The sequence below is a fragment of the Streptomyces sp. NPDC001532 genome (genome assembly GCF_040298625.1).
Classification (GTDB): domain Bacteria; phylum Actinomycetota; class Actinomycetes; order Streptomycetales; family Streptomycetaceae; genus Streptomyces.
This window is the reverse complement of the sequence record NZ_JBEPAL010000042.1, coordinates 30,339-51,956: the sequence shown is the minus strand read 5'-3', so window position 1 is coordinate 51,956 and position 21,618 is coordinate 30,339. Positions and strand designations below refer to the sequence as shown.

Sequence of the window (21,618 nt, the reverse complement as noted above, 5' to 3'; positions counted from 1 at the left end):
CGCCGATGCCCCGACGGGTCGGCAGGACCTGCCAGGATGTGGTCATGGGCAACGAACCGGGCGTACGGCGCCTCGACTTGGGACACTTCGTCCGGCCCGCGGCGGAGACGGGCGGGCCGCATCCGCGGGTCGAGCCCGTGCTGGCCCACCTGGTCCGGCACGACCGCGGCCTGCTCCTCTTCGACACCGGCATCGGCGAGGCGGACCCGGACACCGAGGCCCACTACCGGCCCCGGCGCCGCCCGCTGCGGGACGCCCTGGCGGCGGCCGGAGTGAGCCCCGACGACATCTCGCTGGTCGTCAACTGCCATCTGCACTTCGACCACTGCGGCGGCAATCCGCTGATGGCGGGCAAGCCCATCCTGGTCCAGGACGTCGAACTGGCCACCGCCCGCCGCGGCGGCCACACCGTCGACGAACTCGTCGACTTCTCCGGCGCCACCTACGAAGAGCTCTCCGGCGAGGCCGAGGTGTGGCCGGGCGTGTGGATCGTCCCGACGCCGGGCCACACGGCCGGACACCAGTCGCTCGTCCTGCGGCGGAGCGACGGCGGTGTGGTGCTCGCCGGCCAGGCGCACGACTTCGCGTCCCAGTTCGCCTCCGCCCAACTGGCCCGCCACGCCACGCTCGAAGGTGAGGACCAGCCGCTCCCGCCCTACCCGCACTGGCTGGAGCGGCTGGCCGACTTCGACCCGCGGCGGGTGCTCTTCGCCCACGACTGCTCGGTCTGGGAACCGGCGACCGACGACTTCCAGCGGGGCTCAGCTCAGGCGGAAGGTCTGTGCTCCTGATCCGTCGCAGGTGCGCTGGGAGAGCTTGGCGCCGTCCGCGGTGGAGGAGCCGTCGACGGTGAGGCACTTGCCGCTGTGCCGGGCGACGAAGCGGTACGTGCCGGAGACGGCGGCCGGTTCCGGGCGCCACTGCTGGTTGGTGCCGCCGACGTAGGCCCACAGGTGGACCTTGGTGCCGTCGGCGGTGGCGCCGGAGCCGCCGTCGACGTCCCAGGCCCTGGAGTTGTGCTGGTTGACGACGCGGTAGTGGCCGTCGCCGGTCGGGGTGAACTGCCAGGACTGGTTGGCCTGTGCGGTGCCGCAGGCCCACTGCTGGAGGAGGGTGCCGTCGGCGGTGCCCCAGTCGGCCGCGTCCAGGCAGCGTCCGCTGGTGGTGTTGGCGACCCGGTACCAGCGGGCGGGGTCGATGCCGTTGCCGGTGGGCGGCTGGGGGTCGGGCCAGGTGAAGGTCGCCACGGCTCCGGCGGGCAGGGTGTGACGCAGCGAGCGGCCGCTGTCGGTGATCGAGAAGGTCTGTGCGGAGGCGGCGGTGTTGACCGCGTAGACGGCCCGGGAGCCGTCGGGGTTGCGGAAGGCGACGTTCTGGACGCCGCCGGCGCCCTGGCTGGTGGAGCCGATGCGGGTGGCGCCGGGCTTGACGAACTTGGTCACATGGCCGAGGACGTAGTACTCGGCGCCGCGGGTGACGGTTCCGTTCGCGATCTCGACGATGCCGTTGCAGCGGGTCTGGCAGTGTCCTTGGTGGGGGCCGCCGTTCCGGTCCAGGGCGAGGTTCCAGTTGACGACGGTCTCGCCGCCGTTGCGCATGTTGCGGACGACGAGGTTCTCGGCGTGCCAGCGCAGGGTGTCGGCGAACGTGGCGGTGCCGTCGCCGCTGTCGGTGCCGGAGCACTCGGTGAAGAAGACGCGCTTGCCGGTGGCGGCGATCCGCTGCTGGGCCTCGGGGGCTCCGCCGTAGCAGTGGAAGGCGGCGCCTATGAGCCGGCCCACGCCGCTGGTGGCGGCGAACACCTCCAGCGGGTAGTCGGGGTGGTCCCAGTTGTGGTCGTAGGCCAGGAGGTTGGTGGGCAGGCCGGCGGCGGTGAGGGTGGTGTCGAGGACTTTGACGAACCTGGCCTGTTCGGCCGAGGTCATGGACATCGAGGGGTAGGTCGTCGGGAACTCGGGCTCGTTCTGGACGGTCAGGTCGGTGAGCTCGATGCCCTCCTGTCGGTACGCCTTGACGGCCTTGACCAGGTAGTCGGCGTAGTCCTGGTAGTGCTCGCTCTTGAGGCTGCCGCCAGCCAGGGAGCCGCCGGTCTTCATCCAGGCGGGAGGTGACCACGGTGAGCCCATGAAGCGGATCCGCGGGTTGATGGCGGTGGCCTGTTCGAGGACGGGCAGGATCTCCGGCCGGTCGCGGTCGATGGAGAAGGAGCCGCGGGTGTCCTCGTAGGTGGAGAAGGCGGTGTCGGTGTCGAAGTCGGTGCTGCCGAGCGGCTGGCGCAGGTAGTTCAGGCCGATGCCGTCCCCGGCGGTGGAGAACAGCGAGTTCATCAGCGCGTCGCGGGTGCCTTGCGGCAGTCCGCGGATCAGGTGGGCGGACGCCTCGGTGACGGAGGCTCCGGCGCCGGTGAACCGCTGTCCGGTGCTGCTCGCGTCGACGCGGATGTCGATGGACTGGGGTGTGCTGGTGAACGGCACGCTGCCCTCGGGGGTCAGCTTCCTGGCGCCGTCCGGGGTGGTGACCCAGACCTGTGCCACCGGGTCGGCGGCCTGCGCGGTGCCGGTCGAGGAGAGGCCGAGACCGAACCCGGTGACGGCCAGGGCGAGCGCGATGCCCGCGGCACGCGATCGAGGGCGGAGGGGACGTCTGTGCGACACGATGCGGCTCCTTCGTCGATGACCTGACGGGGTGGTGCGCCGGCCGGGCCGCACCTGTCCCACGCGTGGGCGCGGCCCGTGGCCGGGGCTCGAAGGGTGGTGCTCGCGGGCCTCACGGCCTGGGTGTCACTCGCGGCCGGTGGCGGCGTCTCCCGGACGTACGGTGATGCGGCCGTCGGCGGTGCCGCCCTCGCCCTGCGCTCCGCTTTCGCCCTGCGCTCCGTCCGAGCCGTGGGCTGCGGCCTCGACGTCCACGGCGATGTCGAGGCGCAGGTCGCGGCTGGAGCGGCCGATGCGCAGCCGGTGGCGGCCGGTGCGGGTGCGCCATACGGCGGCCCGCTCGTCCCAGGTCTGGAACACGCGCGCGGGCAGGGTCACCGTGGCCGTGGCGGTGGCGCCCGCCGGGACCGGCAGGCTGGTGAAGCCCGCCAGGACGCGCACGGGCCGGTCGGTGCCGTCGTCCGGTGAGTCCAGGTACACCTGGACGACCTCCCGTCCGGCTCGCGGTCCGGTGTTGGTGAGGGTGACGGTGAGATGGGGTCCGTCTCCGCCGGCGGGGCGGCTCGGGTGGGCGGAGACGGACGTCTCGTGGATCTCGGCGTGGTCGTAGGACCAGGTGGTCCAGCCCAGTCCGTGGCCGAAGGGGAAGGCCGGTTCGAGCCCCGCGCGGTCGTAGCCGCGGTGGCCGATGTGCAGGGCCTCGGTGTAGTCGACGACGCCGTCCGACGGCAGCGCGTCGGGCACCGGGACGTCCGCCGCGCGGGCCGGCAGCGTCCACGGCAGCCGGCCGGCCGGTTCGGCGTGGCCGAGCAGTACGTCGGCGAGGGCGTGGCCGGCCTCCTGCCCGGGCAGCCACGCCCACAGCAGGGTCGGCACCTGCGCGGCCCACGGCAGCAGGACGGGCGCGCCGGCGTTGACCACGACGACGGTGCGCGGGTTGGCGGCGACGACCTGGCGCACCAGCCGGTGCTGCTGCTCGGTCAGTTCCAGGTCCGGGCGGTCCCAGCCCTCGGACTCGACCTCCTCGTTCGTCCCCACGACCACCACCGCGACGTCCGCGGCCCGCGCGGCGGCGACGGCCTCGGCGATCTCGTCGTCCACGGACGGCCCCGGAGGCAGGTGCCGCACGTGCGCGGCGACGAACCGGCCGTAGCCGTCGGCGTCGACGACGTGCAGGTCGATCCGCAGGTCCAGGTGGACGGGCGTGTCACCGACCGGCACGGTGCGGCGGTGGGTGACGGGGTGGCTGTGGCTGGACTCCAGGACGAGTTCGACCCCGCGGTCGTCGTCGCCCGAGTGGATGGTCTCGCCGTCGAGTGCCACGGTGAAACGGCCGGCGCAGCCGAACTCCAGCAGATGCGCGCCCGGTTCGGACAGGGTGACACGGCCGCTGAGCACGACCCGGTGGGTGGCGTCCGGGAGGTCGTCGAAGCCGCCCCAGTCGCCGGTGTGGCGCCTGGTGCAGCTGAGCGTGTCGCCGTTCCGGTCCAGGCAGACCGCGTGCATGCCGTCGGGGAGGTGCGCGGGGTCGATGAACGGGGCGTGGCGCCGGGAGGATCCGCCGCGGTGGACGCTCAGTGCGATGTGCTCGGGCAGGGCGGCGCGCAGTCCGTCCTCGATGGTGACGGTGCGGACGGCGGGCACGTAGGCGCTGCCGCCGCCCTGGAGGTAGGGCTGGACGGCGTTCGGTCCGATCAGCGCGAGGCCGGTCAGCCGGGCGGTGTCGAGGGGCAGCAGGTGCGGCTCGTCGCGCAGCAGCACGGTGCCGCGCGCGGCCACCGCCCGCAGCAGCGCGAAGTCCGCCTCGCCCACCGGGCCGGGGGCGGGCGGGCCGGCGGGGCGCGGGGGCCGTGCGTCCGGGGCCCAGGGCTCGGTGAGCTTGCCGACGCGGGCGGCCAGGCGCATCAGGCGCAGCACCTTGTCGTCGATGACGTGCTCGTCCACCTCGCCCCGGCGGACCGCGTCGACGAGGGCCGCTCCCCAGGGGCCTTCGGGGCCGGGCATGACGAGGTCCAGGCCCGCGTCGGCGGAGGCCGCGGTGGAACGGGTGGCGGCCCAGTCGCTGATCACGGCTCCGTCGTAGGCCCACTGTCCCTTGAGCACGCCGCGCAGCAGCCCGCGGTGTTCCAGCATCGGGGCCGACTCGATGCCGTCGTCGACGCCCGAGTAGGCGCCCATGACGCTCCAGGGGGAGGCGTCGGCGAGGGCCCTCTCGAACGGGGCGAGGTAGACCTCGCGGAGGGTCCGTGGGTCGATCCGTGAGCGGTAGCGGGTGCGGTCCGTCTCGGAGTCGTTGGCGACGTAGTGCTTGAGGCAGGCGGCCACTTTGGCGTTCTGGAGGCCTCGTACGAGTGCGGTGCCGAGGGCGCCGGTCAGCAGCGGGTCCTCGGACAGGTACTCGAAGTGCCGGCCGGCGACCGGGGTGCGCTGGAGGTTGACCAGGGGTGCGAGGACCACGTCGACGCCCTTGCGGCGGGCCTCCGCGGCGAACAGCCCGCCGAGCCGCTCGGCCAGCTCCGGGTCCCAGGTGGCGCCGGTCGCGCTGGGCGCGGGGGCCAGCAGTCCCTTCTCGCCGGGCGTCGCGCCCGTGCCCCGTACGCCTTGCGGCCCGTCGGACGTGACCACCGGATGCAGTCCGAGGCGGGGCTCCGCCGGCAGTTCCCAGAGCGAGGCGCCGGTCAGCAGCCGCACCTTCGACTCCAGGTCCAGGGCGCCGATCCGGGCGGCCCAGCGGCTCTCGTCGGCCGGCGGTGAGGTGGCCGGAGCGGTGGCGGCCGCGGTGGCGGTCGGGGGCGAGAGCGGGGACATGGGAGTCCTTCCAGCCTTGACGACGGCGTTCCGTCGACGTGACGGCGACATGAAAGCACACTTACTAAACACTTAGTAAGTGGTCTGGGTCACACGTCTGCGACGCGGGCTCCTGACCTCGACGCGGGGCGACCCGCCGCACCTAAGCTGTGGCGCGTGAGCAACCAGTCGGTCGGCAAACCGGCCCGCAAGCCCAAGCCCCGCATACCGCGCAGCCCGGAGGCGCAGCAGCGGCAGCGGGACATCCTGCGCATCGCCATGGACACCTTCGCCGCCCGCGGCTACAACAACGCCTCACTCGCCGAGATCGCCGACCGCGCCGGGCTCACCCAGGCCGGCGTGCTGCACCACTTCCGCTCCAAGGCCAACCTGCTGACCAGCGTGCTGGAGCTGCGCGACGACGACGACATCGAACAGCTGGGCACCGAACGCCCGCGCGGGCTCGCGTTCCTGCGGCACCTCGTCGACACCGCGGCGCGCAACGCCGAACGCGAGGGCATCGTGCGGCTGTACGCCGTGCTGTCCGCGGAGAGCGTCACCGACGGGCACCCCGCCCAGGAGTACTTCCGCGGACGGTACGAGGGTCTGCGCGCGCTGGTCGCCGAGGCGCTGCGGGAGGCGTGCGAGCTGGGCGAGGTCCGAGGCGATACGGCCGTCGAGGACACCGCCAACGCGATCATCGCCGTGATGGACGGCCTGCAGGTGCAGTGGCTGCTGGCGCCCGACCGCGTGGACATGGCGGCCTCCACGGACCGGGCGGTGTCGGCACTGGTGGCCGGGCTCACCTAGGGGGTGTCTCGTCGATCAGGCCGGATCAGCGAGCGGCGTCTGGTGCCGTGCATCGCAAGGCGGAGGAGGGCGGCATGGCGGAGCCACGGCAACCGACGACAACGCGGCGAGGCGCGGTGCCAGACGCCGGGAGCCCGGCGTGATCGGCGAGACGCCCCCTAGGCCCGGTCAGAACGGCATCCGCCACCGCGCCCGGCGGCCCGCCGAACCGCTGCGGCCGACGGCCCGGGAGCTGGAGCTGAACGGCTTGCTGAGCAGCCGGCCAAGGAAGCCGGGCGCCTTGGAACCGGCGCGGGATCCGGCACCGAGAGTGCGTTGCGCACCGTTCTGCGGGTGCCGGGACAGCCGCGGCAGGAGGAAGGCGAGCAGGGCGAGCACCACGCACAGCACTATGATTCCGGCGATCATCATGACGGGCTCCTCAGGTTCGACTGCGGGGGCCGGACCGGGCGGTCCGTGGCTTGCGCGTGCCCCGTCGCGCCGTGAACACGCACCGGAGCCAGGGGCGTCAGCGCGCTGCCGGGCGTGCGCCCGCACTGCGGTGCAGATGCTCAAGGGCGTCGCGCACCACGGTGTGGCGGTGCCAGGACAGCCAGCGGCCGACGTCCGCGCCGGTGCGTTCCAGTGCCGCCAGCTGCGCCCGTGTGAACCCCGGGAGCGGCCTGTCGTGGTGGGAGGAGATCATGCCGAGCACCGCGCCGGCCGGGCTCCCCAGCGGCAGGCTGTGTGCCGCCCTGCTGCCGGCCTGGAGGATCGCGTGCCGTGACGGCTCGTCGAAGACGTCCGCGGTCGCCACGTCCCGCACGGTGACCTGCCGCCGCTCCTCGGCCGCCTGCGAGCAGGCCGTGGTCGGCGCGTCGACGAAGGTGAAGAAGTCGGTGAAGTACTTGTTCAGTCCGGTGTGCCGGGTCATGTGCAGCCGTCCGCCCTCCATCAACTGCACGTTGCCCATGGACGTCTGGGTGATGGCCAGGACCCGCTGGAGCGCCGCCTTGAGGACGGCTCCCTGACTGCCCGGCTCACCGGTGTTCACCGCCAGACCGGGCACCATCGGTGCACGGTGGCGGGGCCGGCCGGGGAACCAGGTGTCGGCGCCGGCGTCGGGGGCGGGGGTGCGCACCACCGCGTCGGCCAGGGTGTGCAGTTTGATGTTGAACTGCTGCGAGGCACCCTTCAGCAGTGCGAACGCCTCCTCGTGCGAGGCGATGCGGTACCGGCCGCGCAGCACCTCCTGGGCGCGGGACACCCGTTCCCGGGCGAGCAGGCGGTTGCGCCGGTCCAGCTCCTCGGACGACCGGTGCGGCGCTTCACGGACCGGGCCGGCGTCGAGGGCGGGCGGCGTGTCCGGGTCGCCTGCTGCGGCCGTGTGCCGCGGCGGCTGGTCCATACGAGTGCTCCCTCCGAGGTCGCCTGCGGCACGGAGAGTCCGGCCGCGGACAGCGCCTGACTCCCAAGCACTCCTGGCGAACCTAACCGCCTCGTCCGAGGTCAAACCCCCGCCGTCGCACGCGGGCCGGACCGCGCCGCCGGGCCGCCGCCAAGCTGGTCGTCGCCCGCGGCCGTCACCCGGCGCACCCATGGCGACCTGCGGATCTCCCAACTGGCCCATGCATGAGGTGTGTTCACGCCATACACGGGCACTTGGGGCATCGGACACGGCCCGGGTCGCATCGATCCGGCCGCCGGAACGGCTGAGAGGAGCATCGTTATGGCCATGTCAGGCAGTCGCGGCAGGAGGATCGGGGCGTTATCCGTCGCCGGAGTTCTCGCCGGCACCGTACTGGCCGGCTGCGGGAACGACGACGGCACGGCCGGAGCCGCGAAGGAGTCGCCCGCCGCCGACACCCAGGAGCAGGGCACGCGGGCGGTGCGCTCCGCCTACGACCGGACGGCCGAGGAGGACACGGCGCGGGTGTCCCTGAAGGTGCGGTCCTCGGCCGGGGGTGAGTCGGTGACCGCGAACGGTGAGGGCACCGTCGATCTGGAGGACGGTGACAGTGTCATGGCGGTCACCGCGCAGGGGCAGCGGATGGAGCAGCGTGTGATCGACCAGGTGCTCTATCAGAAGCTGCCCGAGGGGCAGGCACCCGACGGCAAGCCGTGGATCAGGATCGACCTGGAGAAGGTCGCCGCCCAGCAGGGGGCCGGCAGTCAATCCATGAGTGATCCGGCCCAGTCGGCCGCCTTCGCCAAGGCGATCGACGACAAGGACGTGACGAAGAAGGGCACCGCGACGATCGACGGGGTCGACACCACGCGGTACCGCGTGACGGTCGATGTCGCCAAGCTGCCCGACGGCGACACCCTCGCCGAACAGCTCGGCCCCACACTGCCGATGGACCTGTGGCTCGACGAACAGGGGCGCATCCGCCGTCAACAGGTGGACATGACCGTCAAGGCGACACCCACCACCAAGGACGACACCTCCACCAAGGCCTCGTCCGCACCGCGACGGGCGACGGTGCGCACGGTCCTGGAGTTCACCGACTTCGGCACCGAGGTGGACGCGGACACCCCTCCGGCGCGACAGGTGACCGACATGACCGACGAGGCCCTTGAACAGGGCGGAACGCAGAGCTGACGCGTCACCCCGCCCTCAGCACTCCCCCGTCGGACGGGAATTTCCGACACTCCTCGAGAACTCTTCGATGCCGGTGAATTACGCGTCGGACAAAGCCAACTGAGTACTCGTCAGATGATGTCCATCACCACTCCACGGCCCATGGAACCGTACGAGATGGACACAGGCGCCGCTCTTCCGTGCTATCTCTTCATCAGCAGCCTTTGCAGAAGTTGCGCATCGCCCCGCCCGTCGACGGGGCATGGCCTTCATGGTGTGCGGCTGCCGTCAGAGACGTCCGAGTCACGGTCGCGAATCGAGGAGAGTCGGCAACCATGTCCGAGAACACGGTCCACGCCACCGAATTGTCGTCGCAGTACATCGCTCAGGTGACCAGCGACCTGGAACGCAATACCAAGGAACAGGAACGCCTCACCGCCGAGATCGACGCTCTTCAGCAGCAGCTGACCGCGCTCAAGCGTGACCACGAACTGCTGGTGAGTGTGCAGCAGGCCCTCGGCAACGCCTCGCTGCCCGCGCCGCAGACCGCCGGGCCGGAGACCCCCACCGTGCCCACTCCGCGCAAGCGGAGCAGCAGCGCGTCGGGCGCGGGCAGGACGGCGAAGGCGAAGAAGACCACCGCCACGGCGAAGCCCGCGACGGCGAAGCCCGCCACCGCCAAGTCCGCGGCGGCCAAGTCCCCCGCGGCGAAGCCCGCGGCGGCGACGCAGGCATCGGCCAAGCAGGCATCGGCGAAGCCCGCCGCGGCGAGGAAGACGGCCGCGAAGAAGGCACCGAAGAAGGCGTCACCGGCCCAGCAGGCCCAGCCCACGCTGGTGGAACTGGTCCGCGGACACCTCACCGAGCAGAAGGAGCCGCGCTCGGCGGCGGAGATCGCCACCGCGCTCTCCGAGATCCACCCCGAGCGCGCCATCAAGAGCACCGTCGTCCGCACCACGCTCGAAGGTCTCGTCGCCAAGAACCAGGCCCAGCGCAGCAAGCAGGGCAGCTCGGTCTACTACACCGCCTCGGAGGCACCGGAGCCGGACCCGGCGCAGGAGGCGAAGCCCCAGGCCGAGGAGGAGAAGGCCGACAGCTGACGCGAGCCGTCCTGTCACCGTCCGGCGGGCCCATCGGCACCACTCGCCCGGCGGCCACCGGCACCACTCGCCCTGCCGCTGCACGCGCACCGGCAGGGCTGGGCGCGTCCTGTGCCCGGCGTGCGCGCGCCGCGCCGTCCGGCCGGCCTCCGACGCCGGGAACCCAGTAGTTGTGCACCCGCACGACCCAGGGGCGGTCCTCGCTCATCGGCCAGCCCTGGGCGGCGGCGACCGGCATCATCTTCTCGGCGAAGGCATGCAGCCGCTGCCAGTACGACGCCTTCAGTGCCAAGCTCCGGGAGACACCCGGGATCTTCGACGGCTGTGTGGCCCACGCGTGTGTGCCCACCGGCGGCGGGGTGGAGATCTTCTGCGTCCGAGAGACCGAGGAAGCACACCACGTCCCGCCCCGGACGGCATCCGAGCGGCCGGCGCCCGCCCGAGGCCGCCAGGTCAGCGGGGCGGGCATGTCAGTCCAGTGCGGCTCGTCGTTCCCGTTCGGTCAGGGGCGGGCATCGCAGGAGGGGTTTTCTCGGGCCGAGGATCATGGGGACAAGCAGGTCGGGTGAGAAGAGGCGACGGGCGGGCCTCTCCAGGCTCATGACGTCCAGCAGGGCGGCGAGGGCGCGCGGGTTGCTCGCACCGGTCACCACACAGCGGTCGACGTAGGCGGCGAGCAGCCGTTCGACGGTGGTGGGCGGTGTGTCGGTCGCGCCGGGATAGAAGGCGTCCTGCCCGACGGCCAGGTCCCAGGCCGCGGTGACGGGACGGGCGGCCGCGCGCTGGAGCCGGCGGGCCGTGCCCGGCGCGGTGAGGCCGGTGGCCCTCAGCACCGCGCGGACGGCGAGGGCGCTCTGTGCGGCGACGGTGAGTCCATGGCCGTAGACGGGGTTGTAGCCGGCGACGGCGTCGCCGAGCACGGTGAAGCCGTCGGGCCAGTGGGCCGCCTTCTCGTAGTAGCGGCGCCGGTTGGCGGTGCTGCGGGTGGTGGCGACGCCGCCGATCGGCTCGGCGGTCTTGAGCAGTTCTCCGATGACGGGGTCGCCGAGGCCGAGGGCGAAGTCGATGAAGGCGTCCGGGTCACCGCCGGGTTCGCCGCCCCGGGTGCCGGACAGGGTGACGATCCAACGGCCGTCCTCGACGGGCAGGATGACGCCGCCGCGGCCCGGAGCCTCGGCGGGGTTGGGCTGCACGTTGACCATCGGGAAGCCGGTGCCCGCCGTGGTGCCGGGCGCCCGGTAGAGGCGGGTGGCGTACGCGACCCCGGCGTCGACCTCCCGCTCGGTCACCGGCGGCAGGCCCAGCGCGGCGAGCCACTGGGGCGCCCGGGAGCCGCGTCCGGACGCGTCGACGACCAGGTCGGCAGGCAGGTCGCGTTCGTCGTCGCCGTCGCCGGACCCGACCCGGACGCCGGTGACGCGGGTGGCGGTGCCGAGCAGTCCGTGTGCGTGCGTGCGCGGCAGGAGGGTGATCCGCTCGTCGCCGAGGACGCGGGCGGTGAGCGCGGCGTCGAGGAGCGGCCGGGAGCAGACGAGGCTGTGGTGGCGGCCGGCGGTGAAGCGCCGGAACCACACCTCGTTGGGGGCGCGCGAGACCATGTCGCGCATGACGGGCACGAGCCGCGCGCCGCGGTCGACGATCTCGTCGACGACGCCGGGCAGCAGTTCGTCGAAGGCCTTCACGCCGCCGCTCCACACGAGGTGGGCGTGCCGGGACTGCGGCACGCCGCGGCGGGGTTCCGGCGCGTCCGGGAGCTCATCGCGTTCGACGACGGTGACGTCGGCGAACTCGGCGAGCACCGCCGCCGCGAAGAGCCCGGTGGCGCTCGCGCCGATCACGATCGCGGTGGGGCGACGGGTGGTGGATCCGTTCGCCGGGTGCGCGCACCCTCGCTTCGGGCGGTTCATCCCGGCAGGCCACCGGCCCGGTGGGTGAGGGTGAGGTTGATGCGTCCCTCGACGGTGTTCGCGCTGACCGGGCCCTGGGCGTAGCGCCCGGTCACCCAGGTGCGTACTTCGCGGCCGAAGAGCAGACCGAAGGTCTCGGCGTCCACTTCGTGCTCGTCGGCGGAGTCGGCGCGGGCGGCGAGGGTGAGCAGCGCCTCGCGGGGGACCTCGTGCGCGGCCAGGATCTGTTCCGCGGCACGGCGTACGGCGTCGGGTGACTCCTCGGGGCCCAGGGAGCGCGCGGAGGCCGTGAGGCCGGCGATGTGGTGTCCGCCGTCGCCCTGCTCCTCGTGCCACAGTTCGTGGCCGAGGATGACGAGCTGGGACTCGGGGACCGCGCGTTCCTCGACGACGACGATGGACCGGTCACCGCAGTCCAGGCGCAGGCCGGAGACGGGGATGTCCTGCGGGAAGGCGCGGAAGACGAGTTGGACGGGCCGTCCGGCGCGGGCGCTCATGGCCGCGCAGAAGGCCCGCATGACGACTCGGTGATCGGCCGGCCGCTCGATGTTCCCGGCGGCTTCGGCGGTCAGGGCGGCGAGGAGTGCCTTCATCGCCTTGGAACTCATCGGTCGCTCCCTCCGGACAGGGGCAGGCGGACTGGACGACGTGACCCGGGCTCATGTGACTCGGGAGCACATGACCCGGGTTCGCGTGACGCGGGGTCCTCACCGCCCGCGCGGTGCGGCGACACCCGTCGGCGGAGGTCCTCGACGGCGCGGGGGTGGCGGAGGGCGCGGGAGATGGACTCGATGTGGTCGGTGATGTCGGTACCGATCTGTGGGGGCTGTGCACGGGTGTCGCGCCGGGCGTCCTCGCGGTGAGCGCTCTCGCGCCGGGCGCCCTCGCCGAAGGAGCCGACGGCCGCCTGGATCGTGACGGCTCCGGCGAGGCCGCGGGCTCGCACCGTGCCGTGGCGGGCCGCCGCCTCCTGGTGGGCCCGCCGGTACAGGTCGTGGTCGACGTACGGGGCGAGGCGCAGCAGCCCGTCGTGGATGTGCTGCCGGCGTTGCATGAGGCGCAGGTCCAGCGGGGCGAAGCGGCCGACGCGAGCGCGGGCGGCCGACGGCCCGACGGCGTCCATGAGCCGGGCCAGGGGCCGCAGGGCCCAGTGGCAGTTCTGCTCCCGCGGCCACGTCTGGAGGAAGGGTCCGACCAGCGGCAGCAGGAAGCCGACGGCGACGAGGGTGGCGCCGAGGATCGCGAAGGGCGGGGCGACGTCGACGCTGAGTGTGTCCCAGTCCCGGCCCGTCCAGCGGGCTCCGACGGCGGTCAGCTTGGCGACGGCGAAGACGACTCCGAAGGCGTACCCGGCCTGGAGGAAGACCAGCCCGGTCTTCAGCCAGCGGGCGCCGACCTGGGAGATCCACGTCCAGATCATCCAGGCCGAGACGACCGTGGAGGTCAGGTACTCCAGCAGGTAGAGCAGGATGTGCTCGCGCATCCAGGGTGTGGTGGCGTAGTAGGTGTCCAGGTCGTAGATCCGCTCCTCGGGCACCTCGGCGAGGAGGAAGGTGACCCACAGGGCGGTGATGATGCCCGCGTGGATCAGCCACACCCAGCGGATCCGCCGGCGCCGCCGGTCGGACGGCTCTTCCCGCCAGGTGATGATCATGGCGAGGCAGGCGCCGCAGAACCCGGCGAGCAGCGAGTAGATCCAGGGAGCCGCGATGTTCGGCACGCCTGTCACCGCGTTGATCCGGTGGATGCTCGACGGTGCCACGGACAGGAAGACTCCCGAGGCCCACAGCAGCACGAACCAGGTCGCGCGCACATCGGGGTTGCGCCAGGACCGCAGGAAGGTGGGGAGCTTGGCTCCGAGCCCGGCCAGCAGCAGGACGGTGGGGAGGGCGTAGGGCAGGTGACTGATCGCTCGGGTGCTCACCGGCCGGCGCTCCCCTTCCCGGGCAGCACCGCCACCGCCTCGACGAGGGGGGCTAATCGCCTCGGCGTGTGGGCGAGTCGAGTGGACGCCTCCACCAAGCTGCTCCCTGGGAACTCCGGTTCGCGATCTGGCGCGCTGCCACCCTACGCTTCGCTTGCGCCTTTCAACGATCGTTTACCAGCCGAAATCGATCGCCGAAAACACTCAGGTGGAGACGATGCCGCCGAGGTTGCGGGGATCGGCCTCGAGGAACATCTTCGCGTTCTCGGCAGCGGTGCTCTCGGGGACGGGGGACGCGGAGAAGACCGAGATGAGCCCGACGCGTCCGTCGACTTCGGCGTTGAACGTCCACCGGAACTGTCCCGACGCCTCGTCGACTCCCCTGCTCCCTGGTCTGAGGATGGTGACGGAAGGCATGTTCGTCTCCTAGGTGAGAGAACAGGCGGAAAGCTCGCTTCGGCCGTCGGCGAAGCCTGAGCCGGTCAGTGTCCGACCACAGGTCAACCGTACCGTCGGCGTCTTTCGGCCGCGCGCCGATGCGATGGCCGATCCGCCCCTGCCACCACCTCCGGCGACTGCTACCATAAAACGGAAACTTACTTCCACATAGCGGAATCTCAAAGAGCGGTCGGTGTCACTGATACGCGTCTGGCGAGGGGGCGGGGCGTGCGACGGTCCGGGGATGTCGGGTGGAGCGGTCCGCGTTTCGGGCGGCAGGTGCTGCGCGGCACCGGGCAGGTGATGTTCCTGGGCAACGCCTGGGCGGGCTCGGTCGTCTGTCTGGCGCTGTTCGCCGCCGACTGGCGGTACGGCGTGTACGCCCTGGGAGGCGCCGCGCTGGGCACCGGCACCGCGCGGTGGCTGGGGGTGGCGAGGGACCGGGTGGAGCCGGGGCTCGAAGGCTTCAACTCCTGCCTGATCGCCCTGTGCTGCGCGCTGTTCCTCGGAGCGGGCCGCCTGTCCACGGCACTGCTCGCCGCCGCGGCTTGCGTCGTGATCACGGTGATCACGGCGGCGCTGACCCGGATGCTGGGCGTGTGGGACCTGCCCGCACTCACCCTGCCGTACTGCCTGCTGGCGAGCGCGGTGATCGTCGCGGCGCCCGCGTTCCAGCGGATCCGGCCGCACGGCGACACCCTCGCGGCCCTCCCCCGCGCCGCCTCCGGCACCACCGCCCTCAGCCCGGCCGAGGTGGGGCAGGCGTTCTTCCGCAACGTCTCCCAGGTCTTCTTCCTCGATCAGTGGCACCTGGGCGCGCTGCTCCTCGCCGGGGTCTTCCTCGCCGGAGTCCGGGCGGGGCTGGTGGTCTGCTGCGGCAGCGCGACGGGCGTGCTGACCGCCTGGGCGCTCGGGGCGCCGGCCGCGCGGATCGCGGACGGCACGATGGGCTGCAACGCGGTCCTGGTCGCGCTCGCGCTGTGCGGGGTGTTCCTGGCGGCGACCCCCGCCACGCTGCTGTACGCGCTGCTGGGCGCGGCGACGGCGACCGCGCTGACACCGGCCGTCGCCGCGCTGCTCGCCCCGTCCGGGGGCCGCGCGTTCACCTGGCCGTTCGTCCTGACGACCCTCGGGTTCCTGCTCGCCGCCCGGTCCTTCCCGCGGCTGACGGGGAAGCGGCCGGCCGCGCGGACCGTCGCGCGCGGCGCGCTCACCACCGCCTGCTGACCGGTCCGCGCGCCGCGCGACACGGACACGGTCAGGTACGGGCGGCGGTCTCCCGTGCCCGGCCCCATCCCAGCCGTCCGGCGCGCTCTCGGGCCACGGCGGCCCGCGCGGCCTCACCCAGGGCGTCGGCGAGGCGGGCCTGGGCGAGCCAGTTGTACGGGCTCTGCGGGCGCACCGCGGTCCGCTCGCTGATCAGGGCACGGGCCAGGTCGTACCGGCCGGCGGCCAGCGCGGACTCCAGGAGGGTCTTCTGCACGGCGTCGCGCTGGGCGTGACTCCCGCCGTACTCGTGGAGCCGGCGCCGCAGCGGCCACAGCAGTTCCACGACGGCGGCGTGGTCCGCTCGCGCTTGGGCCACAAGGGCCGCGCAGACGGGCAGGCCGATCTCGGCGGTCATCGCGTGGTTGGTGAGGACGCGCGCGTCGGCCCGGGCCAGCCAGCGCCGCCGGTCGGCGATGAGGCGCTCCGCCTGCGCGAGCCGCCCGGCTCCGGCGTACGCCATGACGGCGTGCACGTCGTTGAAGACGTAGAACGGCGGGTCCTCGCGCGCGGCCCAGGCGTCGGCCAGCGCGTCCCAGCGGTCGGCCTGCTCGATACCGGCGAGGTGGAAGCGCCACAACAGGGCCGCCGCGTCCAGGAGTTCCATGGCGAGGCCGGGGGACGCCTCGTTGTGCAGGGCGGCGTCGTAGACGCGCAGCGCGGTGTCGTGGTCGCCGGCTTCCAGGGCGAACAGCGCGTAGTGCCACCAGTTGTGCACGGTGAGGAAGTTGTCGCCGGTCCAGTCGTCGGTCCGCGCGTCGAGGAAGGCGACGCCCTCGGCGAAGCGGCCCTCCATCTCGCGGGTGTGCACCACGGCGTGGATCGCCCAGACGTCCCTCGGGTTCTGCCGGACCGCCGCCAGGCCCGCCTCCTCGGCGCGGCGGTAGTGTCCCGACTCCTCCAGGCCGAAGGCGTACATCCCGAGGAGCGGTCCGTGGTGGGGGTCCGCCGGGTCCCACGCGGACAGGGCGCCGCCGATCCTGTCGCGCAGGCGCACGGCGTCACCGGTGAGGAAGTCGAGCTGGTGGCCGACGAAGAGGGCGAGGGTGTCCCGGGGATGCGCCAGGGCCGCCTCCTCCAGGATGCTCGCCGCCTCGCGCAGATCGCCCGCGAGCAGCGCCGCGGCGGCGGCCGTGTGCATCCGCTCGCGCGGGGGCAGCGCCGAGTGATCCAGACCGGCGGCGAAGGCCTCGAAGCGCAGCCGGGCGGCGGCGGCGTCCGACGCCTCGGTGCCGAGCACACCCAGGTAGGCGGCGAACGCCCGGGCGACGGGCGAGCCGGGGTCGGCCGTGAGGGCGGCGTCGAGGGCCGGGGTCACCGCGGGGTCGAAGAACAGCAGCGCCTCCATCGCCCGGTCCAGGTGGGCCACGCCCTCCGCGGTGCCCTGGTACAGGGCGTGGCCGTTCCGGTCAGTCACCATCTCTGGTCCCCTTGTCCTCGTACGCCGTCGTCCGGACGCGGGCGGTGCCGTGTGCGCCGACGCCCGGTCCCATCAAGCCAGTTGCGCTACGTCCGGGCACATGCCCTGAACAGGTGATGCGCACGCACGCGCCCTGACGTCGCGTGATCATGTGCCCGCCGTGCGTAGTGGTCCAGCTCGGGCGATCACTGTTCATGGCCAAAGATGACCCCTCGGGATACGGTGGAATAGCGGAGGAATCGCGCCTTATCGGACTGAAGGGGTGAATCGCCACGCGTGACGACCCTGAGCTGAACGACGAGCCTGACGAGGCCGAAGACCTCGAGCCGGAAGAGTCGGAAGAGTCGGAAGACCCCGAGGCCGACGACACCGAGGACGAGTACGACGACGAGGCGGAGGACGAGCCGGCGCCGAAGCGGGTCTCGGCCACGCAGGCCATGCGCCGCGCGAGCGATCAGCTCGCCGAGATGCTGGGCAGGCGCCCCGAGTCCGTGTCCTCGCTCCAGCCCAACGAGAACGGCTGGACGGCGAAGGTCGAGGTCATGGAGCTGGAGCGGGTTCCCGAGACCAGCAGTGTGATGGCCAGTTACGAGGTCGTGCTCGGTCCCGGCGGTGAACTGCTGGGATACGAGCGCAGGAAGCGCTACACGCGCGCCCAGATCGACCGTAGCGACCGCTAGCAGGACGGCGTCCGCCCGTGAGGCTGGCGTCCGCCCCTTCTTCGAAGGGAACAAGATCGTGACGGTGATGCCACAGGGCGGTGGCGCGCCCGCCTCGGGCGGAGGCTCGGGAAATCTTTACGACGTGCTGGAGCTGGTCCTGGACCGGGGCCTGGTCATCGACGCGTTCGTCCGGGTGAGCCTGGTCGGAATCGAGATCGCCAAGATCGACGCGCGGGTCGTGGTGGCCAGCGTGGACACCTATCTCCGCTTCGCCGAGGCGTGCAACCGCCTCGACCTGGAGAGCGGCCGCAAGGCCCCCACACAACTGACGGACATCGTGTCCGACACCGTCGAGAGCGGCGCCAAGGGCAAGAGCAAAGGAGCCCTGACCGGAGCCGTCGAGGCGTTCACCGACTCCTTCACCGGCGGACGCGAGGAGGAACGGGAGAAGAGGCCTCGCCGCAAGGACACCGCCCATGGCGAGGGCGGCCGGTCGCGGCGGGCGGCGCAGGAGGACAGGGACTAGCGATGGCACTCTACGTCTACGCCATCACCAAAGCCTCGCATCCGCTCGACCTGGACGGCATGCAGGGCATCGGTGAGGTCTCGGAGGTCAGGCCGGTACGCGAGGGTTCACTCTGCGCCGTCGTCAGCGAGGCGCCGGAACAGCTCTCCATGAAGCGCGAAGCACTCCAGGCCCACTACGACGTACAGGAACGGCTCTACGCCGACGGCGTCATCCTGCCCCTGGGCTTCGGATTCCTCGCCCCGGACGAGGACGCGGTCCGCACGGTCATCGGTGAGAGCGCCGAGCAGTTCGCCCAGCGCCTGGACGAGCTGACCGACCGGGTGGAGTTCAACGTGAAGGGAATCCAGGACGAGGAGGCCCTGCTCCGGCAGATCGCCACCGAGTCCGAGCCCGTCCGGCGGTTGAACGAGGCGACCCGGGGTGGCGGTGGCACCTACGAGGAACGGCTGGAACTCGGCCAACTGCTGGCCGAGGAGGTGCAGGCACGGCAGGCCGCCCTGGCCGAGACCGTCGCCGTGGCGCTGCGGCCGCACGCCGCCGCCGAGCGCCTCTCGGAACCGTCCCAGCAGTACTTCATCAGCGCTTCCTACCTGGTCGACAAGGACCGAGGTGAGGAGTTCACCAAGGCCGCCGAGGAACTGACGGAGGGCTGGACGGAGGGCACCGAGCTCCGCGTGCGGGGTCCGCTGCCGCCGTACAGCTTCGCCTGAGGGCCTTCGGCAGGTCGGCATTGTGCAGGGAGGCATCGTGGGACTGCTCGTAGAGATCGTCGCGCTTCCCGCCGCTCCGCTCCGGGGCATCGGCTGGGTGCTCGGCAAGGTCGTCCAGGCCGCCGAGCAGGAGTACTACGACCCTGCCCCCGTGCAGGAGGAGTTGGTGAAGCTGCAACGGGCCCGCGACGCGGGCGACATCGAAGAGGAAGAGTTCTCCCGGCGGGAGGATCAGTTGCTGGCTCGCCTCGAGGAGATCCGGGCCTACCAGCTGAACAACGCCGGGACCGGCGGACAGTGAGCCGGCCGGCTCCCCAGCCCCGCTCGAGGGTGCGGAGCGGACCGGCGGGCGAGGAGAGAACGGCATGATGACCAACGCCAAGATCGGCACAGCCCTGGTCGGCGGCTATCTGCTGGGCCGTACGAAGAAGGGCAAGTTCGCCGTCGGGCTCGCCATGGCACTCGCGGGAAAGCGGGTCAACCCCGGGCAACTGGCGAAGTCCCTCGCCTCCTCGCCCTTGGTGAGCAACGTCAACGACCAGGTACGCGGCGAGCTGGTCAACGCCGGAAAGGCGGCCGCGACGACGGTGCTGACCGCCAAGGCCGACCGCCTGGCCGACGCCCTGCACGACCGCACCGTGCGCATGCGCGAAGGCGCCCCCGAGGACGAAGGGGAGGACGAGGACCGTCCGGAGAGCGCCGAGAGCACGGAGGAGGAGACCGAGGCCGACGAGGAGGCCGAGCCCGACACCGACACCGACACCGAGGCCGAGGCCGACGAGGAGAGCGAGGCGGACGAGGAGACCAAGACCGGCGAGGACACCAGGACGGGGCGCCGCGGCAAGGAAGCGGAGACGAGCCGGGACGGCGGGAAGCGCAAGGCCTCGCCGCGCCGCGCGACTTCCTCCGGCCGGTCCGCCGAGCAGGCGCTCAAGAAGGCGAAGTCGCCCGGGAAGCGCACGGCGGCAGCACAGGGCACCTCGGCGTCACTGGCGTCGTCGGCGCTCAAGGCTTCCCCCGCGGGGTCGAAGCGTTCGAGGAGGGCGGAAGATGGCTGACGACAAGGCCACGGGACGCGGTTCGGCGGCGGTCCGCGACGCGGCGTCGAAGACGCGTGAGCAGGTGTTGCAGAGTCCCGCGGGCAGCCGGCTGGCGGAGGAGCTGCAAGGCTATGTGGAGGCCAAGGTCGAGAAGATGGTCTCCGGTGTGGGCGAGCGGATGGGGTCGGCCGCCGGCAAACTCGGCGCCGCCCATCTCGGGCCCGGCGCCCTGGCGCACGCCATGGGCAAGGGCGGCAAGAGCCTGACCGGCCGCCTGGGTGCCTCGGCGCTCAGCTCGGCGATCACCTCACGGCTGTCGGGCACCGCCTCGCACGCGAAGGACACGCTGAAGGACACGGTGAAGGGTGCCGCGAAGCGCTCGTTTAAGGCGCACGGCGGAACCAGCGGCGGACCCAAGAGCATGGCGATCATCGAGGACGTCGACGTCGGCGTCCCGGTGCGTGTCGCCTACGACCAGTGGACCCAGTTCCAGGAGTTCAGCCGGTTCGCCAAGGGCGTCATCAACGTGGACCGGAAGGACGACACGTCCACCCACTGGGAGGTGAAGATCGCCAAGGCGACCCGCGCCTTCGAGGCGACCGTCACCGAGCAGGTACCGGACAAGAAGATCGCCTGGACGTCCGAGGGGGCCAAGGGCACCACCAAGGGCGTGGTCACCTTCCACCCGCTCGGGGACAACCTGACCAAGGTGCTCCTCGTCCTCCAGTACTTCCCCAAGGGGCTCGTCGAGAAGACGGGCAACATCTGGCGTGCCCAGGGCCGGCGCGCCCGGCTGGACCTCAAGGCGTTCCGGACGTTCGTCATGATGCGCGGCGAGGCGACCGGCAGCTGGCGCGGCGAGATCCACGAGGCCAAGGTCACCCGCGGCCCGGACGAGGAGGAACCCGAGAAGGAAGCCCGCGAAGAGGGCGAGGAGCCCAAGGACAAGGAGGGCGCGGACCAGGAGGACACGGAACAGGAAGGCACGGACCAGGAAGGCACGGACCAGGAAGGCACGGACCAGGAGGGCGCGGCCGACGAGGACCAGGCGGAGGACGAGTACGAGGACGAGGACGAGGGTGAGGCCGACACCGACGAGGACGAGGCCGACACGGACGAGGACGAGTACGAGGACGACGAGGCCGCCCCCGAGGACCGCTACGACGACGAAGAGCAGGAGGAGGACGAGGAGGAGGACACCGAGGACGCCGCGGACACCGCGGACGACGAGGAGCCTGCCCCCGCCCGCCGCCGCTCCCGCAAGCGCTGAGCGTCGAGCGCTGAGCGCTGAGCGCAACGGAACGAGGTCGATCTCGCCGTGACCCCATCCGAATCCGGTTCCTCGCCCGGCCGGGGGCTGACCCCGTACGGCCAGACGCAGGGCGCCAACCTCGCCGACATCCTGGAGCGGGTCCTCGACAAGGGCATCGTCATCGTCGGTGACATCCGGATCAACCTCCTCGACATCGAACTCCTCACCATCAAGCTCCGGCTGCTGGTCGCCTCGGTCGACAAGGCCAGGGAGATCGGGATCGACTGGTGGGAGCACGACCCGGACCTGTCCTCACGGGCCGGCACCCATGAAGTGCTGGAGGACGAGAACCGGCGGCTGCGGGAGGAGGTCGCGGAGCTGCGGGCGCTCTCCAGCGAGCGCTCGCGGTCGGAGCTGCCGGAGAGCGCTCCGGCCAAGCGGCGGCGCCCCGCCGAGTCGGCTCCTGAGCCGAAGCGGCGTACGGCGTCCGGCGAGCCGAGGCCGCGGAAGCGGCGGCCGCCCGCGGAGGATTCGGACGAGGAACCGCGGAGCTGACGCC

At 72.2% G+C, this 21,618-nt stretch carries 21 protein-coding genes; 12 read left to right on the top strand and 9 right to left on the bottom strand.

All coding sequences use genetic code 11. The features are described 5' to 3' along the window. Window positions 1–44: 44 nt before the first annotated feature. On the top strand, window positions 45–791 hold the full coding sequence (locus ABT232_RS30390; RefSeq protein ID WP_351845702.1) for an N-acyl homoserine lactonase family protein: 747 nt from the start codon (window positions 45–47) through the stop codon (window positions 789–791). On the opposite strand, the gene ABT232_RS30385 is transcribed toward ABT232_RS30390, so the two are convergent. Both ABT232_RS30385 and ABT232_RS30380 read right to left on the bottom strand, forming a co-directional pair. Continuing rightward, window positions 762–2,654, bottom strand: a complete 1,893-nt coding sequence (locus ABT232_RS30385) for an RICIN domain-containing protein (RefSeq protein WP_351845700.1) — start codon at window positions 2,652–2,654, stop codon at window positions 762–764. The two genes, ABT232_RS30390 and ABT232_RS30385, sit on opposite strands and share 30 nt — an antisense overlap. A gap of 126 nt (window positions 2,655–2,780) precedes the next feature. Further along, on the bottom strand, window positions 2,781–5,462 hold the full coding sequence (locus ABT232_RS30380; protein WP_351845699.1) for a beta-glucosidase family protein: 2,682 nt from the start codon (window positions 5,460–5,462) through the stop codon (window positions 2,781–2,783). A gap of 204 nt (window positions 5,463–5,666) precedes the next feature. Between ABT232_RS30380 and ABT232_RS30375 the strand changes: the two genes are divergently transcribed. Then, complete coding sequence (locus ABT232_RS30375; protein ID WP_351845750.1) at window positions 5,667–6,251, top strand: TetR family transcriptional regulator; 585 nt, start codon at window positions 5,667–5,669, stop codon at window positions 6,249–6,251. Window positions 6,252–6,419: 168 nt separating this feature from the next. On the opposite strand, the gene ABT232_RS30370 is transcribed toward ABT232_RS30375, so the two are convergent. Both ABT232_RS30370 and ABT232_RS30365 read right to left on the bottom strand, forming a co-directional pair. Further along, window positions 6,420–6,662 (bottom strand): DUF6411 family protein, encoded by a 243-nt coding sequence (locus tag ABT232_RS30370; RefSeq protein WP_351845697.1) that lies wholly within the window; start codon window positions 6,660–6,662, stop codon window positions 6,420–6,422. A gap of 97 nt (window positions 6,663–6,759) precedes the next feature. Continuing rightward, window positions 6,760–7,638, bottom strand: a complete 879-nt coding sequence (locus ABT232_RS30365; RefSeq protein WP_351845695.1) for an ANTAR domain-containing protein — start codon at window positions 7,636–7,638, stop codon at window positions 6,760–6,762. 327 nt (window positions 7,639–7,965) lie between these two features. On the opposite strand from ABT232_RS30365, the gene ABT232_RS30360 reads away from it, so the two are divergent. Further along, window positions 7,966–8,832: an SCO4651 family lipoprotein gene (locus ABT232_RS30360; RefSeq protein WP_351845693.1), complete on the top strand. Its 867-nt coding sequence runs from the start codon at window positions 7,966–7,968 to the stop codon at window positions 8,830–8,832. Between the two features lie 314 nt (window positions 8,833–9,146). Beyond that, a complete protein-coding gene (locus ABT232_RS30355; RefSeq protein WP_351845691.1) occupies window positions 9,147–9,911 on the top strand; it encodes a hypothetical protein in 765 nt (254 codons plus the stop codon). Window positions 9,912–10,381: 470 nt separating this feature from the next. Here ABT232_RS30355 and ABT232_RS30350 read toward each other — a convergent pair whose 3' ends face one another. The 4 genes from ABT232_RS30350 to ABT232_RS30335 all read right to left on the bottom strand — a co-directional run bounded on the left by ABT232_RS30350 (window position 10,382) and on the right by ABT232_RS30335 (window position 14,159). After that, window positions 10,382–11,818 carry an NAD(P)/FAD-dependent oxidoreductase gene (locus ABT232_RS30350; RefSeq protein ID WP_351845689.1) on the bottom strand — a complete coding sequence of 479 codons (1,437 nt, stop codon included), beginning with the start codon at window positions 11,816–11,818 and terminating at the stop codon, window positions 10,382–10,384. Continuing rightward, on the bottom strand, window positions 11,815–12,426 hold the full coding sequence (locus ABT232_RS30345; RefSeq protein ID WP_351845687.1) for a toxin: 612 nt from the start codon (window positions 12,424–12,426) through the stop codon (window positions 11,815–11,817). The genes ABT232_RS30350 and ABT232_RS30345 overlap by 4 nt, the downstream gene beginning before the upstream one ends. Then, on the bottom strand, window positions 12,423–13,742 hold the full coding sequence (locus tag ABT232_RS30340; protein WP_351845685.1) for an MAB_1171c family putative transporter: 1,320 nt from the start codon (window positions 13,740–13,742) through the stop codon (window positions 12,423–12,425). The genes ABT232_RS30345 and ABT232_RS30340 overlap by 4 nt, the downstream gene beginning before the upstream one ends. A 204-nt stretch (window positions 13,743–13,946) precedes the next feature. Beyond that, on the bottom strand, window positions 13,947–14,159 hold the full coding sequence (locus ABT232_RS30335; RefSeq protein WP_351845683.1) for a hypothetical protein: 213 nt from the start codon (window positions 14,157–14,159) through the stop codon (window positions 13,947–13,949). 249 nt (window positions 14,160–14,408) lie between these two features. Between ABT232_RS30335 and ABT232_RS30330 the strand changes: the two genes are divergently transcribed. Continuing rightward, window positions 14,409–15,407 carry an urea transporter gene (locus ABT232_RS30330; RefSeq protein ID WP_351845681.1) on the top strand — a complete coding sequence of 333 codons (999 nt, stop codon included), beginning with the start codon at window positions 14,409–14,411 and terminating at the stop codon, window positions 15,405–15,407. A 31-nt stretch (window positions 15,408–15,438) separates the two neighbouring features. On the opposite strand, the gene ABT232_RS30325 is transcribed toward ABT232_RS30330, so the two are convergent. Continuing rightward, window positions 15,439–16,866 (bottom strand): tetratricopeptide repeat protein, encoded by a 1,428-nt coding sequence (locus ABT232_RS30325; RefSeq protein WP_351845679.1) that lies wholly within the window; start codon window positions 16,864–16,866, stop codon window positions 15,439–15,441. 437 nt (window positions 16,867–17,303) lie between these two features. Between ABT232_RS30325 and ABT232_RS30320 the strand changes: the two genes are divergently transcribed. From ABT232_RS30320 to gvpJ (ABT232_RS30290), 7 genes are all read left to right on the top strand, one after another. Continuing rightward, the gene (locus ABT232_RS30320; RefSeq protein ID WP_351845677.1) at window positions 17,304–17,546 is read left to right on the top strand and encodes a gas vesicle protein GvpO; all 243 of its coding nucleotides are present in this window, start codon (window positions 17,304–17,306) and stop codon (window positions 17,544–17,546) included. A gap of 64 nt (window positions 17,547–17,610) precedes the next feature. After that, window positions 17,611–18,054 carry a gas vesicle protein GvpJ gene (gene gvpJ, locus ABT232_RS30315; protein ID WP_450871608.1) on the top strand — a complete coding sequence of 148 codons (444 nt, stop codon included), beginning with the start codon at window positions 17,611–17,613 and terminating at the stop codon, window positions 18,052–18,054. 2 nt (window positions 18,055–18,056) lie between these two features. Next, entirely contained in the window at window positions 18,057–18,767 is a 711-nt protein-coding gene (locus tag ABT232_RS30310; protein ID WP_351845675.1) for a GvpL/GvpF family gas vesicle protein, read from the top strand. 37 nt (window positions 18,768–18,804) lie between these two features. Further along, the gene (locus tag ABT232_RS30305) at window positions 18,805–19,068 is read left to right on the top strand and encodes a gas vesicle protein GvpG (RefSeq protein ID WP_351845673.1); all 264 of its coding nucleotides are present in this window, start codon (window positions 18,805–18,807) and stop codon (window positions 19,066–19,068) included. A gap of 64 nt (window positions 19,069–19,132) precedes the next feature. Next, window positions 19,133–19,825, top strand: coding sequence for an ABC transporter substrate-binding protein (locus tag ABT232_RS30300; protein ID WP_351845671.1), 693 nt, complete (start codon window positions 19,133–19,135; stop codon window positions 19,823–19,825). Next, the gene (locus ABT232_RS30295) at window positions 19,818–21,077 is read left to right on the top strand and encodes an SRPBCC family protein (protein ID WP_351845669.1); all 1,260 of its coding nucleotides are present in this window, start codon (window positions 19,818–19,820) and stop codon (window positions 21,075–21,077) included. The genes ABT232_RS30300 and ABT232_RS30295 overlap by 8 nt, the downstream gene beginning before the upstream one ends. Before the next feature lie 48 nt (window positions 21,078–21,125). Continuing rightward, the gene (gvpJ, locus tag ABT232_RS30290) at window positions 21,126–21,614 is read left to right on the top strand and encodes a gas vesicle protein GvpJ (RefSeq protein WP_450871600.1); all 489 of its coding nucleotides are present in this window, start codon (window positions 21,126–21,128) and stop codon (window positions 21,612–21,614) included. The last annotated feature ends 4 nt before the right edge of the window (window positions 21,615–21,618 follow it).

Excerpts from the sequence above, each read along its gene's own strand:
- ABT232_RS30320 (WP_351845677.1), top strand. The coding sequence starts at position 17,304 with ATGCGCCGCGCGAGCGATCAGCTCGCCGAGATGCTGGGCAGGCGCCCC.
- ABT232_RS30355 (WP_351845691.1), top strand. The coding sequence starts at position 9,147 with ATGTCCGAGAACACGGTCCACGCCACCGAATTGTCGTCGCAGTACATC.
- ABT232_RS30300 (WP_351845671.1), top strand. The coding sequence starts at position 19,133 with ATGATGACCAACGCCAAGATCGGCACAGCCCTGGTCGGCGGCTATCTG.
- ABT232_RS30310 (WP_351845675.1), top strand. The coding sequence starts at position 18,057 with ATGGCACTCTACGTCTACGCCATCACCAAAGCCTCGCATCCGCTCGAC.
- ABT232_RS30360 (WP_351845693.1), top strand. The coding sequence starts at position 7,966 with ATGTCAGGCAGTCGCGGCAGGAGGATCGGGGCGTTATCCGTCGCCGGA.
- ABT232_RS30390 (WP_351845702.1), top strand. The coding sequence starts at position 45 with ATGGGCAACGAACCGGGCGTACGGCGCCTCGACTTGGGACACTTCGTC.
- ABT232_RS30345 (WP_351845687.1), bottom strand. The coding sequence starts at position 12,426 with ATGAGTTCCAAGGCGATGAAGGCACTCCTCGCCGCCCTGACCGCCGAA.
- ABT232_RS30325 (WP_351845679.1), bottom strand. The coding sequence starts at position 16,866 with ATGGTGACTGACCGGAACGGCCACGCCCTGTACCAGGGCACCGCGGAG.
- ABT232_RS30370 (WP_351845697.1), bottom strand. The coding sequence starts at position 6,662 with ATGATGATCGCCGGAATCATAGTGCTGTGCGTGGTGCTCGCCCTGCTC.
- ABT232_RS30335 (WP_351845683.1), bottom strand. The coding sequence starts at position 14,159 with ATGCCTTCCGTCACCATCCTCAGACCAGGGAGCAGGGGAGTCGACGAG.
- ABT232_RS30350 (WP_351845689.1), bottom strand. The coding sequence starts at position 11,818 with ATGAACCGCCCGAAGCGAGGGTGCGCGCACCCGGCGAACGGATCCACC.
- ABT232_RS30365 (WP_351845695.1), bottom strand. The coding sequence starts at position 7,638 with ATGGACCAGCCGCCGCGGCACACGGCCGCAGCAGGCGACCCGGACACG.
- ABT232_RS30380 (WP_351845699.1), bottom strand. The coding sequence starts at position 5,462 with ATGTCCCCGCTCTCGCCCCCGACCGCCACCGCGGCCGCCACCGCTCCG.
- ABT232_RS30295 (WP_351845669.1), top strand. The coding sequence starts at position 19,818 with ATGGCTGACGACAAGGCCACGGGACGCGGTTCGGCGGCGGTCCGCGAC.